The organism is Francisella sp. SYW-2, assembly GCF_008711475.1.
GTDB classification, from domain to species: Bacteria; Pseudomonadota; Gammaproteobacteria; order Francisellales; family Francisellaceae; genus Francisella; species Francisella salimarina.
On the sequence record NZ_VXKO01000004.1, the window covers coordinates 103,954 to 118,545 of the forward strand.

Below are 14,592 nucleotides of genomic sequence, written 5' to 3' on the forward strand. Positions count from 1 at the left end.
TCTTTATTTTCGCTCTATTAAGCTATAATTTACTATTATTTTTTAGTAGATATAAAAGTGATGTCTGAAGTTATACTGTTTCTAAATGGTAGTATCAATTTGTCTTTTTGTGAAAAGTACATTAGAGATGTTTTAAATAATTACGATATATTTTGTGCAGATGGTGCTTACAAAAAGATTAGTGAATCTGCTTGTTTAAGTCCAAAAGTTAAAAAAGTTATAGGTGACTTTGATTCATTCGCTGTTCTAGATGATGAGCTATTTCTTATTGATAAGGATCAGTACTCTACAGATTTTGAAAAATCTTTAGAATATATTATCTCTTTGGGTGCTTCAAAGGTTTATGTCTTTGGAGCATCAGAGGGAGAAATGGATCATTTTTTATGCAATATTAGTATTGCTAAAAACTATATGCGAAGATTAGATATTGAGTTTATAGATACTTACTCTAGATATTTTTTTATACCTAAGAAGTATAGTATAGGCGGTGTGCTTGGTAAGATGTTTTCAGTTATGCCTTTTGGATATGCAGAAAATATATACTATAATGGTCTCAGGTATCCCTTATCTGGTGAGACCTTGAGTATAGATACTGGTACAGGAGCAAGAAACTATGCTGTTGAAGATAGGGTGGAAATATCTTACTCAGATGGAGATATTTTATTATTTATATCGCATGCAAAATATAAGGATAGATTAAATGACATTTTGTAATAATTCTAGAAAGGGACTAAAACAACAGAATGTAAACTTGAAACAAGAGTTCGCAGTAGATGATCATAGAGTTGAAAAATTATCTTTGAAGCTTGAAGGTATTTACTTTGATTATTCAAAAAATCTTGTTAATGATGCTATATTAAAATCTTTTTTAGAAGCAGCTGATCAATCTAACCTTAAAAATAAGATTTTGCAGATGTTCACGGGAGAAAAAATCAACTCTACAGAGAATAGATCTGTTTTGCATACTGCGTTACGTGATTTATCTAATTCTCCACTAGTCATAGATGGACAGGATATTCGCAAAGAAGTCAATGAAGAGAAGCAACGTGTAAAAGCTCTTGTTGAAAAAGTAACATCAGGAGAGTGGAAGGGCTTCTCGGGTAAAAAAATTACGGATATTGTAAATATCGGTATTGGAGGTTCAGATTTAGGGCCAAAAATGGTTGTTAGAGCGCTGCAACCATATCATTGTACAGGTCTAAAAGTTCATTTTGTTTCAAATGTTGATGCGGATTCATTATTACAAGCTTTACATGTTGTTGATCCTGAGACTACTTTGTTTATTGTGGCATCTAAATCATTTTCGACAGAGGAGACTCTTTTAAATTCTATATCTGCTAGAGAGTGGTTGCTGGATCATTATGAAGATGAAAAAGCTGTAGCTAATCACTTTGTAGCTATATCTAGTAAATTAGATAAAGTAGAAGAATTTGGCATAGATCTTGAACACTGCTACAAGATGTGGGATTGGGTTGGTGGACGCTATTCATTATGGTCATCAATTGGTATGTCGATAGCTTTTGCAATTGGCTATGATAATTTTGAGAAGCTGTTGGCTGGTGCATACTCTGTAGATAAGCACTTTAGAGAAACAAGCTTTGATAAAAATATTCCTGTAATTATGGGATTGTTAGCCAGTTACTATTCATGTGCTTATGCTAGTCAGTCACAAGCATTACTTCCTTATGATGAAAGGCTCTGTTATTTTGTGGACTATCTTCAACAAGCTGATATGGAGAGTAATGGTAAATCTGTGAATCTTGCTGGAGAAACGGTTAATTATCAGACTGGCGTGGTGTTATGGGGTGGTGTCGGTACAAATGGGCAACATGCTTTTCATCAACTGTTACACCAAGGTAATGTTTTTATTCCTGTTGATTTTATAGCTGTGGCTACAAGCCATCATAGATATGATAATCATCAACAGGCTTTACTAGCTAATTGTTTTGCTCAGTCACAAGCACTAATGTTTGGACAATCTTACGATATGGTTTATAATGAGCTCTTAAATTCTGGTCTAAGTGAACAGCAGGCAAAAAAAATAGCTCCTCACAAAGTAATTCCAGGGAATAGGCCAAGTACTACTATTATACTTGATGAGCTTAGCCCATATACTCTTGGGGCTCTTGTTGCTTTATACGAGCACAAGATATTTGTTCAAGGAGCACTGTGGGATGTGAATAGTTACGATCAGTGGGGTGTTGAACTTGGTAAAAAACTTGGTAAAAATATTTTAAAGGCAATGAGCGATGATTCTTCTGATGAGTATCAGAATCTTGATGAGTCAACTAAATGGCTTATAGCAAAGGTAAAAAATAAATAATGTTTGTTAGTAAGAAAAAAGGCTTTTCTTTAGTTGAGACAATGGTTGTTATTGTCATTATGACTATATTGATGATGGCAGCAATTAGTTCTTTTACCTTTTTTTTTAAAACATTTGCTGAGACTAGATTGACTAATTTACAAAAGTTTATTGAGTATAGTGTTATTAGGGCCCGCTCTGATGGCAGGACTGTTATAATTTGTGCAGCTACTCCAGATAGTTTTGATGAATCAGGTAAATTGGATAGAAATAGTTTGTCTTGCTCTAATTCAAGATTGTGGGGTGACGATCCTCTCGTTGCTTTTGAAAGTACTGATGGTACAGAAATATATGATGGTAATACTGATGAGATAATAGCAAACCTTCCTCAGGGAAATAGTGGTCGTATTTATCTTAATTTAGCGGGGAATCCTAGCTTTATTAGGATTGCGCCTAACGGTTTTATGGCTACAGGTAACGGTAATATTACATATTGTGATAGAAATAATAATTATCAAGCAGCATTAGTTATTAACTTGGTCGGTAGAGTAGTTTATACTGATAGTCCTACGAGAGATGGTGGTGGGGCATTTACTTGTGAATAGTTTGATTTGTGTTATTAAAAGGAGAGAATAAATAATGACAAATGATAGAGTACCTATGACTCCAGTAGGAGAAGAGGCATTAAGAGCAGAGCTAAATAGACTAAAAAAAACTGAAAGACCTGCGATTATTGAAGCTATAGCAGAAGCTCGTGATCATGGAGATCTTAAAGAGAATGCTGAATATCATGCTGCTAGAGAGAGACAAGGTATTATAGAAGGTAGAATTAAAGATATAGAATCAAAACTATCTAATGCTCAAGTTATTGATGTAACAAAGCTTCAAGCCAATGGTATGGTTATATTTGGAGCTACAGTTACAATTATGAATATTGATACGGAAGAAGAAACTACATATCAGATAGTTGGTGAGGATGAAGCAGATATAGATAATCATAAAATATCTGTTATTGCACCTTTGGCACGCGCTTTAATTAAAAAAGAAGAAGGCGATGAAGTTACCTTGGATACGCCTAAAGGTAAAGTCACTTACGAAATCTTAGAAGTAGAATACAAATAATCTAAAATTCAACGGATATTTCTCTAAAATTCTTTATGAAAAAAATTATCATTAAGGGTGCAAAAACCCATAACTTAAGAAATATTGATGTTGAGATACCTAGAGACAAGCTTACTGTTATTACAGGTTTGAGTGGTTCTGGTAAATCATCATTAGCATTTGATACGCTATATGCAGAAGGCCAAAGACGCTATGTTGAATCATTGTCTTCTTATGCTAGGCAGTTTTTATCAATGATGGATAAGCCGGATGTTGAGCATATAGAGGGCCTTTCGCCGGCTATCTCAATTGATCAGAAAACGACATCTCACAACCCAAGATCTACAGTTGGGACCGTTACAGAAATATATGACTATCTGAGAGTCTTCTTTGCTAGGGCTGGAACTGCTAAATGTCCAGTACATCATATTGAGCTTAAAGCACAGACAGTTAGCCAGATGGTTGATAAAATTTTAGAGTTTGATGAGAAAGCTCGGTTAATGATACTTGCTCCGATCATTTCTCAGAAGAAAGGTACTCACCATACTTTGTTAGATAAAATATTAGCACAGGGTTATATCCGCGTTCGTATAAATGGTGATTTTTTTAATCTAGATGAGGATTATCCAGAGTTAGATCGCTATAAGAAACATAATATAGATGTTGTAGTTGATAGATTTAAGCCTAAGAAAGACAATGAGCAAAGAATTGCAGAGTCTATAGAGACCGCTTTGGATCTTGGTAATGGTATCGTCAAATTAGCAGATATGACTAACGAAAATGCTGAAGATATCTTATTCTCATCAAAGCATGCTTGTCCGTTGTGTGATTATGCTCTCAAAGAGCTATCTCCAAGAATCTTTTCATTTAATAGTCCATTAGGGGCTTGTAGTAGTTGTGATGGTCTGGGGGTCAAAGAATTCTTTGATGAGAAGAAAGTAATAATAGACCCTGCAATTTCGCTTAAGCATGGAGCAATTGTTAAGTGGAATAAAACAAATCAATACTACTATTCACAATTAGAATCCTTGGCTGAGCATTATAAATTTTCATTAGATGAACCTTTTGAGAAATTATCTAAGAAAGTCCAAGAAATAATCTTGTACGGTTCTGGTGATGAAACCATTAAGATGACTGTTGATTCAATTAGAGGTGGTAGACAAACTAGAGTTAAATCATTTGAGGGAGTCATACCTCATTTTGAGCGTAGATACTATGAGTCTGACTCAGATATGGTCAAAAAAGATCTCTATGAGCTTATGAGTAACCTTAAGTGTAAGTCTTGTAATGGTGCTAGAATTAATGAATATGCTAGAAACATATTTATAGCAGATAAAAATATAGCAGATGTGTGTGCCTTGTCTATAGATGAATTATTGAAATGGCTTGATGAATTAGAGTTTGTCGGGCAACAAAAAGTTATTGCAGAGAATTTACTTAAAGAGATCAAGCTAAGAGTTGAATTTTTAGCAAATGTTGGTTTGGAGTACTTAAGTCTTTCAAGACAGGCTGATACTCTTTCGGGTGGTGAAGCACAGCGTATTCGTTTAGCTAGTCAGATTGGTGCTGGATTGGTTGGCGTTATGTATATCTTGGATGAACCTTCTATTGGTCTTCATCAGAGAGATAATCAACGCCTTTTAGATGCATTGCATAATCTTAAAGATTTAGGTAATACGGTTATCGTTGTTGAACATGATGAAGATGCAATTAGGCAAGCTGATTATGTTATTGATATGGGGCCAAAGGCTGGTGTTCATGGTGGTGAAGTAGTTGCATCAGGAAATTACCAGACTATTATCAAAAATAAAAAATCTTTGACTGCTGATTATTTAAGTGGTCGCAAGAAAATAGAAGTGCCAGATAAAAGGCTGAAAGCTTATAAGAATCGTTTTATTGAAATAAACGGAGCAACTGGCAATAATTTACAAGGTGATAACTTAAAAATTCCTGTTGGTGTTTTGACTTGTGTAACCGGTGTATCAGGGTCTGGTAAATCAACTTTGATTAATAGGACATTATATCCTCTAGCATCAAGATTATTAAATAGAAGTACACTTGTACCTATGGAATATAAATCACACAAAGGATTTAATCATTTTGATAAGGTTATTGATATTGATCAGTCGCCAATAGGACGTACTCCTCGTTCAAATCCAGCTACATATACAGGTGTCTTTACACCGATAAGAGAGCTGTTTGCAGCTACAGCGGAGTCTAGGTCTAGAGGGTATAGTCCAGGAAGATTTAGCTTCAATGTTCGCGGAGGTAGATGTGAGGCTTGTCAAGGTGATGGTGTTATAAAAGTTGAGATGCATTTCTTAGCTGATGTATATGTGGCTTGTGATGTTTGTGAAGGAAAGCGTTATAATCGTGAAACTCTAGCTGTACAGTACAAGGGGAAAAACATATACGAAGTATTAGAGATGACTGTGGAGGATGCTCTAGGGTTTTATGATGCTGTTCCGAGTATCAGGACTAAATTAGAAGCTTTAATGAGTGTCGGATTGTCTTATATTAAGTTAGGCCAAAGCGCGACTACCTTATCTGGTGGAGAGGCTCAAAGAGTTAAACTAGCTAAAGAGCTTTCAAAACGCTCAACAGGCAAAACTTTATATATTTTAGATGAACCTACTACAGGACTACACTTTTATGATATTCATCAGCTTTTAAAAGTAATTATGGATCTGCGTGATAGAGGTAATACGGTAGTAATTATTGAGCATAATCTTGATGTTATTAAGATGGCTGATTGGATAGTGGATTTGGGTCCTGAAGGTGGAAGTAAAGGCGGACAGATAATTTTTGAGGGAATACCAGAAGACATTGTCAAATGTAAAAAATCTTATACAGGTAAATACTTAAAAAAATTATTGTATTAATAATATGTTAATTTGGCAAAATGACTAGCTAATAATTGAATTTTTTACTATAGTATTAGTTGGATTTTAGTATTAAAACTTCATAGGGAAGAAAAAGGTAAAATAAATATATGGCACAAAATAATGATAATAAAAATAATATGCTCAAAAATATTATTTTTTGGATTTTAATCATTGGTGGGATGCTACTGCTTTTCAATGGTATCAATGATACGAATAGTTCATCTAAAAGTATTAATTATTCATCGTTCGTTAGTAAGTTAAAAGATAATAAAATTAGTTTAGTAGATGTCGATGGTAGAACTATTACTGGTAAAACAGAAGATGGTGAAAGCTTTGTAACTTATGCTCCACTACTTGATGGAGGCTTGGTTAATAAGCTAGAAGATAGCAAAGCTGTTATTAAAGCAAAAGCACCTGAGAAGCCAAATATATTTCTGGCATTCTTGTTAAATTGGTTACCTATGTTACTAATCTTTGGTTTCTTTATCTATATGATGATGAAAGCAGGTGGTGGTAGTAAGGGAGGGCCTTTCTCTGTAGGTAAGAGTAAAGCTAAGCTTTTAGGCGAAGATGAAATCAAAGTAACTTTGGAAGATGTAGCTGGTGTCGATGAGGCTAAAGAAGAAGTAGCTGAGATTGTTGATTTCTTACGCGAGCCAAAAAAATATGAAAAAATTGGTGGTAAAATTCCAAAAGGTGTCTTAATGGTAGGACCTCCAGGAACGGGTAAGACACTTCTAGCAAGAGCTATAGCTGGTGAGGCTAAAGTACCATTTTTCTCAATTTCAGGTTCTGACTTTGTAGAGATGTTTGTTGGTGTCGGTGCATCTCGTGTACGCGACATGTTTGACCAAGCTAAGAAAAAAGCGCCTTGTTTGGTATTTATTGATGAGATAGATGCTGTAGGACGTCATCGTGGCTCGGGTATGGGTGGCGGTAATGATGAGCGCGAACAGACTCTAAACCAAATGCTTGTTGAAATGGATGGTTTTGCTGATAATGAAGGTGTTATAGTAATTGCTGCAACTAATAGACCAGATGTTTTAGATAAGGCATTATTAAGACCTGGTAGATTTGATAGACAAGTAAATGTAGGTTTGCCTACGGTTAAAGGCCGTGAAGCTATACTTAAAGTTCATATGAAAAAAGTAGCTTTAGGCGATGATGTTAGGGCTGACTGGATAGCTCGTGGGACTCCAGGTTTTTCTGGTGCTGAGCTTGCTAACCTTGTAAATGAAGCAGCTCTATTTGCTGCAAGAGAGTCTAAAGATAAAATTAGTATGGCAGATTTCGAAAAGGCTAAAGATAAAATCTTGATGGGCTCAGAAAGAAGAAGTATGGCTATGACTGAGAAAGAGAAGAAGCTTACTGCATATCATGAAGCTGGTCACGCTATTATTGGTAAATTGATGCCTGAACATGATCCTGTTTATAAGGTAAGTATTATACCTAGGGGTAGAGCTCTTGGTGTAACTATGTATATGCCAGAGGGTGATACTGTTAGCCAAAGTAGACTTATTTTACATGGACGTTTATGTAGTATCTTTGGTGGCAGAATCGCAGAAGAGCTTATATTTGGGTATGATCATGTTACTACAGGAGCATCTAATGATATTCAAGTTGCTACAGATATCGCTCGTAACTATGTAGCTCGTTGGGGTTTATCAGATGCTATGGGAACTATACTTTATGATGTTGAAGATGATGGTCCATTTGGAGGAAGTGGTGGTAAATCTGTCAAAATGTCAGATTCTACTATTCGTGAAGTAGATACAGAAGTACGTAAGTTGATTGATAAGAGCTATAACAAGGCTAAGAAATTATTAGAAGATAATGTTGATATCCTTCACGCTATGGCAGATGCTCTTATGAAATATGAGACTATAGATGCATTACAGGTAGATGATTTGATGGCACGACGTGATGTACGTGAACCAGGTGAGTATGGAGATAGCTACAAGCCAAATGTCGAGGTTGGTAAGGTTATAGCTCCTTCAGCTCCGGATGAGGGTGTTCCAGATACATCTGATGAATCTAACCCTAAAGAGGATCTCTAAATATATATTAAATTAAAATCACTCTTAATTCTAAAAATATTCAAGTAAAATCTAATATGTATTAATAGTAATTTTAAAGTTAATGTGTTAATTAAAGTTAATAATATTAAAAGCTATAAAACTAAGATTTTTGTATAATTTATGCTAATATATCCTGAGTGAAATTAAGATAAAGGGAACAGATATGTCATTACCTACTCCTCATATAGAAACATTAAGAAAAGAAGAATTTGCAAAAACAGTTATAATGCCTGGTGATCCATTAAGAGCAAAATATATTGCAGATAACTATTTAGAAAATGTTACAAGAGTCAATGCTGTTAGAAATATGTTTGGTTATACTGGTACTTACAAAGGTAAAAAAGTAAGTGTCATGGGTTCTGGAATGGGTATGCCTAGCATGGGTATCTATGCTTATGAGCTTTTTAAGTATTATGATGTTGATAATATCATTAGGGTTGGCTCAGCGGGTTCTTATAAAGAAGAATTCAAAGTCTATGATGTAGTACTTGTTGAAGAAAGTTACTGTGAATCTGATTTTGTTGAAATTGTAACTGGTGATAAGGATCGTGATGTTAAGTCTTCGGAAGAGCTTAATAAGGATCTTGAAGAGTCAGCTAAAAGACAAAAGATAGAGCTTAAAAAAGCAAAAGCACACTGTACTGACGTTTTTTATAGAAAAAATTCTGATGATTATAAAAAAATCATCAAAAAGTATGGCTGTGATTTAGTTGAGATGGAGACTGCTGCTTTATTTGCAACAGCAAATGAGTTGGGTAAAAATGCATCTGCGGTTGTAACTATATCTGACAGCTTTATAACAGGTGAATCTACTACTGCTCAACAAAGAGAGCAATCTTTCACTAACATGATGGAAGTTGCTTTAGGTACCATTACTGAAAAATAGCAGTATATCTAATTTTCTGATTCACCAATCTCCTGTTTTATTTTTTCTAATGCTTTTTTAGCTACTTTGTTTATTAGCTTTTTATTGTTTGTTTTTGCATAAAAGTTGGTGGGTTGTTCTATAATAAGTTCTATTTTCTCAACTCTTGAAAACATAGTTGTTTGGTTTAATTTTGTAATAAACTGGCTATGAAGTTCTTTTATTTTTGATTTTAGTATTTCCTTATCACTTTTAACTATAATTTTAACTGGTGAATAAAAAACTAAACTAGTATCTTTTAAATAAGGTATATTTAGCTTCTGTAGTTCTTTATTAGCTACTTCTACAGTAGTCTTTAGATTGGATGCTCTAGCGATAAGTGTTTTATTGGCGTAGGTTGAGTCAGTAATTTTTTTTCTAGTTCGGTGTGAATCTATATTAGCAACTTTTTCTGGAATAATTTTTATGCTCATAATAATCTAGTATATTTTGGTAGCATTACTTAGTTGAGAATAGAATATTTCAATAGCATTGTCTATAGCGGATTCTCTTCCTTTACTTGAACAAGACTTTACTACATATTGCTTAGGAGCTAATTGGCTAGATAAATTATCAGTTATTTGTAGCTCAATAGTTGTATTGATACAGTAACGATTGTTAATCAATCGGTTATCATAGTCTTTTAATTTTAGAGATATACTGATATTTGCAGAGTTTTTATTATCTGTGGTTATGTAGTTATTTACTTGTAGATATTTTTCTAAAGAGCTATAAAAAAAGCCACTATTTTGTTTATCAATATATATTTGTACAGTTCGCTTAACATTTAAAAGTCCATTATCTATATGATTTAGGGCTTCCATGTAGTCATTAATATCAATACTAGGAGATAAGACTACTAGTGCTCTTAGGCTAGATTTTATTATTTTGATATTTTTATCTACTTGTTGGGTAATATTAAATCTATAAATAGAGCTTTTGTTATATGTAGTGGAGAGTAGTTGACTTGCTTGGTTGATATTGCTAATAATTAATTTACTTAAATCTTCTATGGTTTGAGATTTGTCTATTTGAGTTTCTATATAGAATTCTTGATTTGTTTGAGACTGATTTATTATTTTATAGTTTGGAATTGTAATATCTGCTGTAGAGGTTGTAACTTCTTTGATAAGTTTTTGAGATATTTTATTATTGTCAGAAATACTGCTGAAACTAGTTGTTGAAGATACAGTCACCTGTAGTCTTTGAATCATATCTGCTAAAGCGTTATGAGTGGCTTGATCTAAGGTTTTACCTGAGCCGAAACCATATAAAGTTTCATCAGTATTGGATCGACTAGTTAGAAACCACTCTGGAACTGGTTCAATATTTATATTTCTAACCATAGGTTGTTTAGTAATATTTTTATGTGTCTGAGGTGTGTTTTTGGTAATATCATATTTTTCTTGAGTATTTCTGGAATAACTACACGCGGTTAAACTAAATATTATTAGCACTAGTAGTTTTAGCTTAAAATATCTCATTATTACACTATATGATTCAATTCGTACAATTAATGTATCTATCTTAATTTAAATTTCTTATAAACTCTATATAATGTACATTTAGGTTATTATTTTTATTTAAAACTATAAGAGAATTGGTTAATTAATAATGTTAAATTTAGTTCAGAAAATTATAGGCAGTCGCAACGATAGGTTTATTAAGAAAGTTTCTAAAACGGTTCAGAAAATTACTAGTTTAGAGCCTAAGTTTGAGAAACTTAGTGATCAAGAGTTAAAAGCAAAAACTCAAGAGTATAAAGAAAGGGTCGCAAAAGGAGAGACTTTAGAGAGTCTTCTTCCAGAAGCATTTGCTACAGTTAGAGAAGCAGGTAAGCGAACCAAAAATATGCGTCATTATGATGTACAGTTAATCGGAGGAATAGTTCTTCATCAAGGTAAGGTTGCCGAGATGAGAACTGGTGAGGGTAAAACACTGGTTGCTACACTACCAGCATATCTGAATGCCTTGACTGGTAATGGGGTTCATGTGATTACAGTCAACGATTACCTTGCAAAGCGTGATGCTGAGTTGATGAGTGATATTTATGAATTTTTAGGTTTATCAGTAGGTGTAATCGTAGCTGACTTAAATCCAGAACAACGTAAAGAAGCTTATGCATGTGATATTACATATGGGACAAACAACGAGTTTGGTTTTGACTATCTTAGAGACAATATGGCTTATGATAAAGAGCAGCAAGTCCAAAGAAGTCGCAACTATGTAATTATAGATGAGGTTGATTCAATTTTAATTGATGAAGCTAGAACTCCACTTATTATATCTGGGGCATCTGATGATAGTTCTGAGATGTATAATATTTTTAATAGACTAGTGCCTTACTTAGAGAAGCAGGAAAAAGAAGAGTTAGAAGAAGATCAAGAACAGAAAGATTTTTATGTTGATGAGAAGTCTAAAAATGCTTATTTAACAGAAAAAGGCTATGCAAAAATTGAAAGTATGCTTAAAAAAGAGGGCATCCTTGAAGAAGATGATAACTTGTATAGTCCTCATAATATTACAAAAATGCATTATTTAAATGCTTGTTTGAGAGCTAATTCATTATACCAACTGAATGTTGACTATATTGTACGTGATCAAGAAATTGTCATTATTGATGAAAGTACCGGTAGAGCAATGCCAGGTCGTAGATGGTCAGATGGCCTACACCAAGCAATAGAAGCTAAAGAAGGTGTTAAAATCAATGCTGAAAACCAAACAATGGCATCCATTACATTCCAGAATTTCTTCAAGCTATATAATAAAATAGCGGGTATGACTGGTACAGCAGATACCGAAGCTTTTGAGCTTCACTCCATTTATGGATTAGAAGTGATAATTATTCCTACTAATAAACCATTAATTAGGAAAGATCATCATGATGAAATCTATGGCAGTGTAAGAGAGAAGTTTGATGCTATAGTTACTGACATCAAAGAAAGGATATCCAAAGGTCAGCCAGTATTAGTTGGTACTGCTTCTATTGAAGCATCTGAGGTTTTATCAACCTTGTTGAAGAAAAAGAAAATTAGACACAATGTATTAAATGCGAAGCAACATGAGAGAGAAGCTAGCATAATTGCTATGGCAGGTTATCCAGGTAATGTAACTATTGCAACAAACATGGCCGGTCGTGGTACTGATATTATCTTAGGTGGTAATTTGGAAGTTGAAATTGCACAGCTTGAGGATCCTTCAGTAGAGGATATTGAGAAAATTAGAGCAGAATGGATTAAGCGTAACGAAGTTGTCAAAAATGCTGGTGGATTATGTATTATTGGTTCAGAAAGACATGATTCACGCAGGATCGATAATCAGTTAAGAGGTCGTGCTGCTCGACAAGGTGATCCGGGTGAGAGTAAATTCTATCTATCAATGGATGATAATCTTTTGAGGATTTTTGCATCTCAAAGTATGGCAGAAAGAGTTAAGAAAGGTCTTAAAGGTGGTGAATCGTTAGCTTTTGGTTTTATGTCAAAAGTTATATCAAAAGCTCAAGGTAAAGTCGAAAGTTATCATTTCGATATCCGTAAAAACTTACTAGAGTATGATAATGTTGTAAACACTCAGCGTAAAGTTATTTATGAGCAGAGACAAGCATTTTTAGATTCTGATGATGTTAGTGAAATTCTTGCTGATATTCGTATAGACGTAGCGGAACAGTTATTTCATGATTATGTGCCTGCTGGCTCTATGCATGAATTGTGGGATCTTGAGGGTCTAGAAAAAGCACTTAAGTCTGACTTTCTGATAGAGCTTGACTTACAAAAGTCTTATCAGGAAGATGATAGTTTAGGAGAAGAAGATCTTAAGAAGCTTGTAAGAGAGGCTATAGAGTTTGAGTTTGCTGAGAAAACTAAAGATTTAGAGGTTGGAGCAGTTAGGCAGTTTGAGAAGTTCTCATTATTGCAGTCATTAGATAGTCATTGGCGTGAGCATTTAAGCTCAATAGATCATCTACGCAATAGTATAAATTTACGTGGTTATGCTCAAAAAGATCCAAAAAATGAGTATAAGAAAGAAGCTTTCGAGTTGTTTTCAACTATGCTAGATAACTTTAAGTATGAGGTTATATCTTCACTTGCTAAGATAAGAATTGCTACAGAAGAGGAAACTCAAAGAGCTCAAGAAGAATGGAAAGAGTCTATGAGTGAAATCAAAGCTGAGCATGAAAGTGTTATTGATAATAACCAATCAGAGGATGAGCAAGAGCAAGAAGAAGCACCAAAAGTTCAGCAAGTTAAGAGAGAGGGTCCAAAAATAAAAAGAAATGATCCATGTCCTTGCGGTTCAGGTAAAAAATATAAACAGTGTCATGGTAAAGTTGAATAATTCTATATAATCTTAAATGGCTTATAAAAATCGTTGCTTTGGTAATAAACCTAATCAAGAGCTTTATGCAAGCTATCATGATAATGAATGGGGCATACCAAAGTATAATGATAAGGAACTTTTTGAGCTTTTGATATTAGAAGGAGCTCAAGCAGGTCTTAACTGGGAAACTATTCTAAAAAAGCGTCAAGGTTATCGTGATGCTTTTTATAATTTTGATCCTATTAAAGCTGCAAGTATGTCAGATTCTGAACTTGAAGCTCTTCGAAACAATCCAAATATTATCCGTAATAAATTGAAAATCTATTCTGTTAGAAAAAATGCTCAAGTATTTCTTCAAATTCAAAAAGAGTTTGGTAGCTTTAGTGATTATATATGGGCGTTTGTGAATAATAAACCTATTAAAAACCACTGGAAATCTCATCAAGAAGTTCCAACCTCAACGTCTATCAGTGAGAAAATCTCAAAAGATCTCAAAAAAAGAGGGATGAGTTTTGTTGGACCAACTATTATTTATGCTTATATGCAAGCAACTGGCTTAGTTAATGATCATCTAGTTGATTGCTGGTGTTATACTAGAGATATGTAAAAATACATTTATAAATTTCAATGAAAGATTTAGTTCATAAATTACTTGACTGGAACAGAGAATATTTAATATGTGATAGTAATTTAACAATCGATAAAATATCAGAAGTATTTGCTGAGAGATTCGATGTTTTTGCGAATGGTCGAAATTATCTTAATGTTGATCATGAAATATATTTTGATTTTCTATGTGGGTTTAAAGAAACTATCGCAAAAATTGATTATAAAGTTATTGATACTATTGTAGATAATAAATCAGTAGTATTACCTATGAAAGACTGTTGATTTAATCTTTCATTAAACTTATGAACTTTTGTAAAATATAGATATCGTAGATATTTATATTTTTAGTAGTTATGGATTTTTTCTTTTTAGGTTTAGAAGAATCATTAGGTAATG

12 protein-coding genes are annotated in these 14,592 nt (G+C 33.6%); 10 read left to right on the top strand and 2 right to left on the bottom strand.

Annotation, left to right across the window (positions count from 1 at the left end; genetic code table 11):
• Window positions 1-60: 60 nt before the first annotated feature.
• The 7 genes from F3D57_RS02715 to deoD all read left to right on the top strand — a co-directional run bounded on the left by F3D57_RS02715 (window position 61) and on the right by deoD (window position 9,252).
• Window positions 61-714: a thiamine diphosphokinase gene (locus F3D57_RS02715; protein WP_150465106.1), complete on the top strand. Its 654-nt coding sequence runs from the start codon at window positions 61-63 to the stop codon at window positions 712-714.
• Window positions 701-2,323, top strand: coding sequence for a glucose-6-phosphate isomerase (gene pgi, locus F3D57_RS02720; protein ID WP_150465107.1), 1,623 nt, complete (start codon window positions 701-703; stop codon window positions 2,321-2,323). Before F3D57_RS02715 ends, pgi begins: the two co-directional genes overlap by 14 nt.
• Window positions 2,323-2,907, top strand: a complete 585-nt coding sequence (locus tag F3D57_RS02725; RefSeq protein WP_150465108.1) for a type II secretion system protein — start codon at window positions 2,323-2,325, stop codon at window positions 2,905-2,907. The genes pgi and F3D57_RS02725 overlap by 1 nt, the downstream gene beginning before the upstream one ends.
• Window positions 2,908-2,941: 34 nt before the next feature.
• The gene (greA, locus tag F3D57_RS02730; RefSeq protein ID WP_013923407.1) at window positions 2,942-3,424 is read left to right on the top strand and encodes a transcription elongation factor GreA; all 483 of its coding nucleotides are present in this window, start codon (window positions 2,942-2,944) and stop codon (window positions 3,422-3,424) included.
• 35 nt (window positions 3,425-3,459) lie between these two features.
• Window positions 3,460-6,285 (top strand): excinuclease ABC subunit UvrA, encoded by a 2,826-nt coding sequence (gene uvrA, locus F3D57_RS02735; protein WP_150465109.1) that lies wholly within the window; start codon window positions 3,460-3,462, stop codon window positions 6,283-6,285.
• Window positions 6,286-6,395: 110 nt separating this feature from the next.
• Entirely contained in the window at window positions 6,396-8,345 is a 1,950-nt protein-coding gene (gene ftsH, locus F3D57_RS02740; protein WP_191092334.1) for an ATP-dependent zinc metalloprotease FtsH, read from the top strand.
• A gap of 184 nt (window positions 8,346-8,529) precedes the next feature.
• Window positions 8,530-9,252: a purine-nucleoside phosphorylase gene (gene deoD, locus F3D57_RS02745; RefSeq protein ID WP_149368057.1), complete on the top strand. Its 723-nt coding sequence runs from the start codon at window positions 8,530-8,532 to the stop codon at window positions 9,250-9,252.
• 8 nt (window positions 9,253-9,260) lie between these two features.
• Here the strand turns inward: deoD and F3D57_RS02750 are convergent, their stop codons facing one another.
• Window positions 9,261-9,704, bottom strand: a complete 444-nt coding sequence (locus F3D57_RS02750; protein ID WP_150465110.1) for a hypothetical protein — start codon at window positions 9,702-9,704, stop codon at window positions 9,261-9,263.
• A gap of 6 nt (window positions 9,705-9,710) precedes the next feature.
• On the bottom strand, window positions 9,711-10,754 hold the full coding sequence (locus F3D57_RS02755) for an LPP20 family lipoprotein (RefSeq protein ID WP_150465111.1): 1,044 nt from the start codon (window positions 10,752-10,754) through the stop codon (window positions 9,711-9,713).
• Between the two features lie 130 nt (window positions 10,755-10,884).
• Here F3D57_RS02755 and secA point away from each other — a divergent pair, with 130 nt between their 5' ends.
• The 3 genes from secA to F3D57_RS02770 are packed head-to-tail and all read left to right on the top strand — an operon-like array spanning window position 10,885 to window position 14,478.
• Window positions 10,885-13,605 carry a preprotein translocase subunit SecA gene (gene secA / locus F3D57_RS02760; protein ID WP_150465112.1) on the top strand — a complete coding sequence of 907 codons (2,721 nt, stop codon included), beginning with the start codon at window positions 10,885-10,887 and terminating at the stop codon, window positions 13,603-13,605.
• A 16-nt stretch (window positions 13,606-13,621) separates the two neighbouring features.
• On the top strand, window positions 13,622-14,194 hold the full coding sequence (locus F3D57_RS02765; protein WP_150465113.1) for a DNA-3-methyladenine glycosylase I: 573 nt from the start codon (window positions 13,622-13,624) through the stop codon (window positions 14,192-14,194).
• Window positions 14,195-14,214: 20 nt separating this feature from the next.
• Window positions 14,215-14,478, top strand: coding sequence for a hypothetical protein (locus F3D57_RS02770; protein WP_150465114.1), 264 nt, complete (start codon window positions 14,215-14,217; stop codon window positions 14,476-14,478).
• The last annotated feature ends 114 nt before the right edge of the window (window positions 14,479-14,592 follow it).

What these genes read in the sequence shown, in the direction of transcription:
- F3D57_RS02715 (WP_150465106.1), top strand. Translation starts at nt 61, where the DNA reads ATGTCTGAAGTTATACTGTTTCTAAATGGTAGTATCAATTTGTCTTTT.
- pgi (WP_150465107.1), top strand. Translation starts at nt 701, where the DNA reads ATGACATTTTGTAATAATTCTAGAAAGGGACTAAAACAACAGAATGTA.
- F3D57_RS02725 (WP_150465108.1), top strand. Translation starts at nt 2,323, where the DNA reads ATGTTTGTTAGTAAGAAAAAAGGCTTTTCTTTAGTTGAGACAATGGTT.
- greA (WP_013923407.1), top strand. Translation starts at nt 2,942, where the DNA reads ATGACAAATGATAGAGTACCTATGACTCCAGTAGGAGAAGAGGCATTA.
- uvrA (WP_150465109.1), top strand. Translation starts at nt 3,460, where the DNA reads ATGAAAAAAATTATCATTAAGGGTGCAAAAACCCATAACTTAAGAAAT.
- ftsH (WP_191092334.1), top strand. Translation starts at nt 6,396, where the DNA reads ATGGCACAAAATAATGATAATAAAAATAATATGCTCAAAAATATTATT.
- deoD (WP_149368057.1), top strand. Translation starts at nt 8,530, where the DNA reads ATGTCATTACCTACTCCTCATATAGAAACATTAAGAAAAGAAGAATTT.
- F3D57_RS02750 (WP_150465110.1), bottom strand. Translation starts at nt 9,704, where the DNA reads ATGAGCATAAAAATTATTCCAGAAAAAGTTGCTAATATAGATTCACAC.
- F3D57_RS02755 (WP_150465111.1), bottom strand. Translation starts at nt 10,754, where the DNA reads ATGAGATATTTTAAGCTAAAACTACTAGTGCTAATAATATTTAGTTTA.
- secA (WP_150465112.1), top strand. Translation starts at nt 10,885, where the DNA reads ATGTTAAATTTAGTTCAGAAAATTATAGGCAGTCGCAACGATAGGTTT.
- F3D57_RS02765 (WP_150465113.1), top strand. Translation starts at nt 13,622, where the DNA reads ATGGCTTATAAAAATCGTTGCTTTGGTAATAAACCTAATCAAGAGCTT.
- F3D57_RS02770 (WP_150465114.1), top strand. Translation starts at nt 14,215, where the DNA reads ATGAAAGATTTAGTTCATAAATTACTTGACTGGAACAGAGAATATTTA.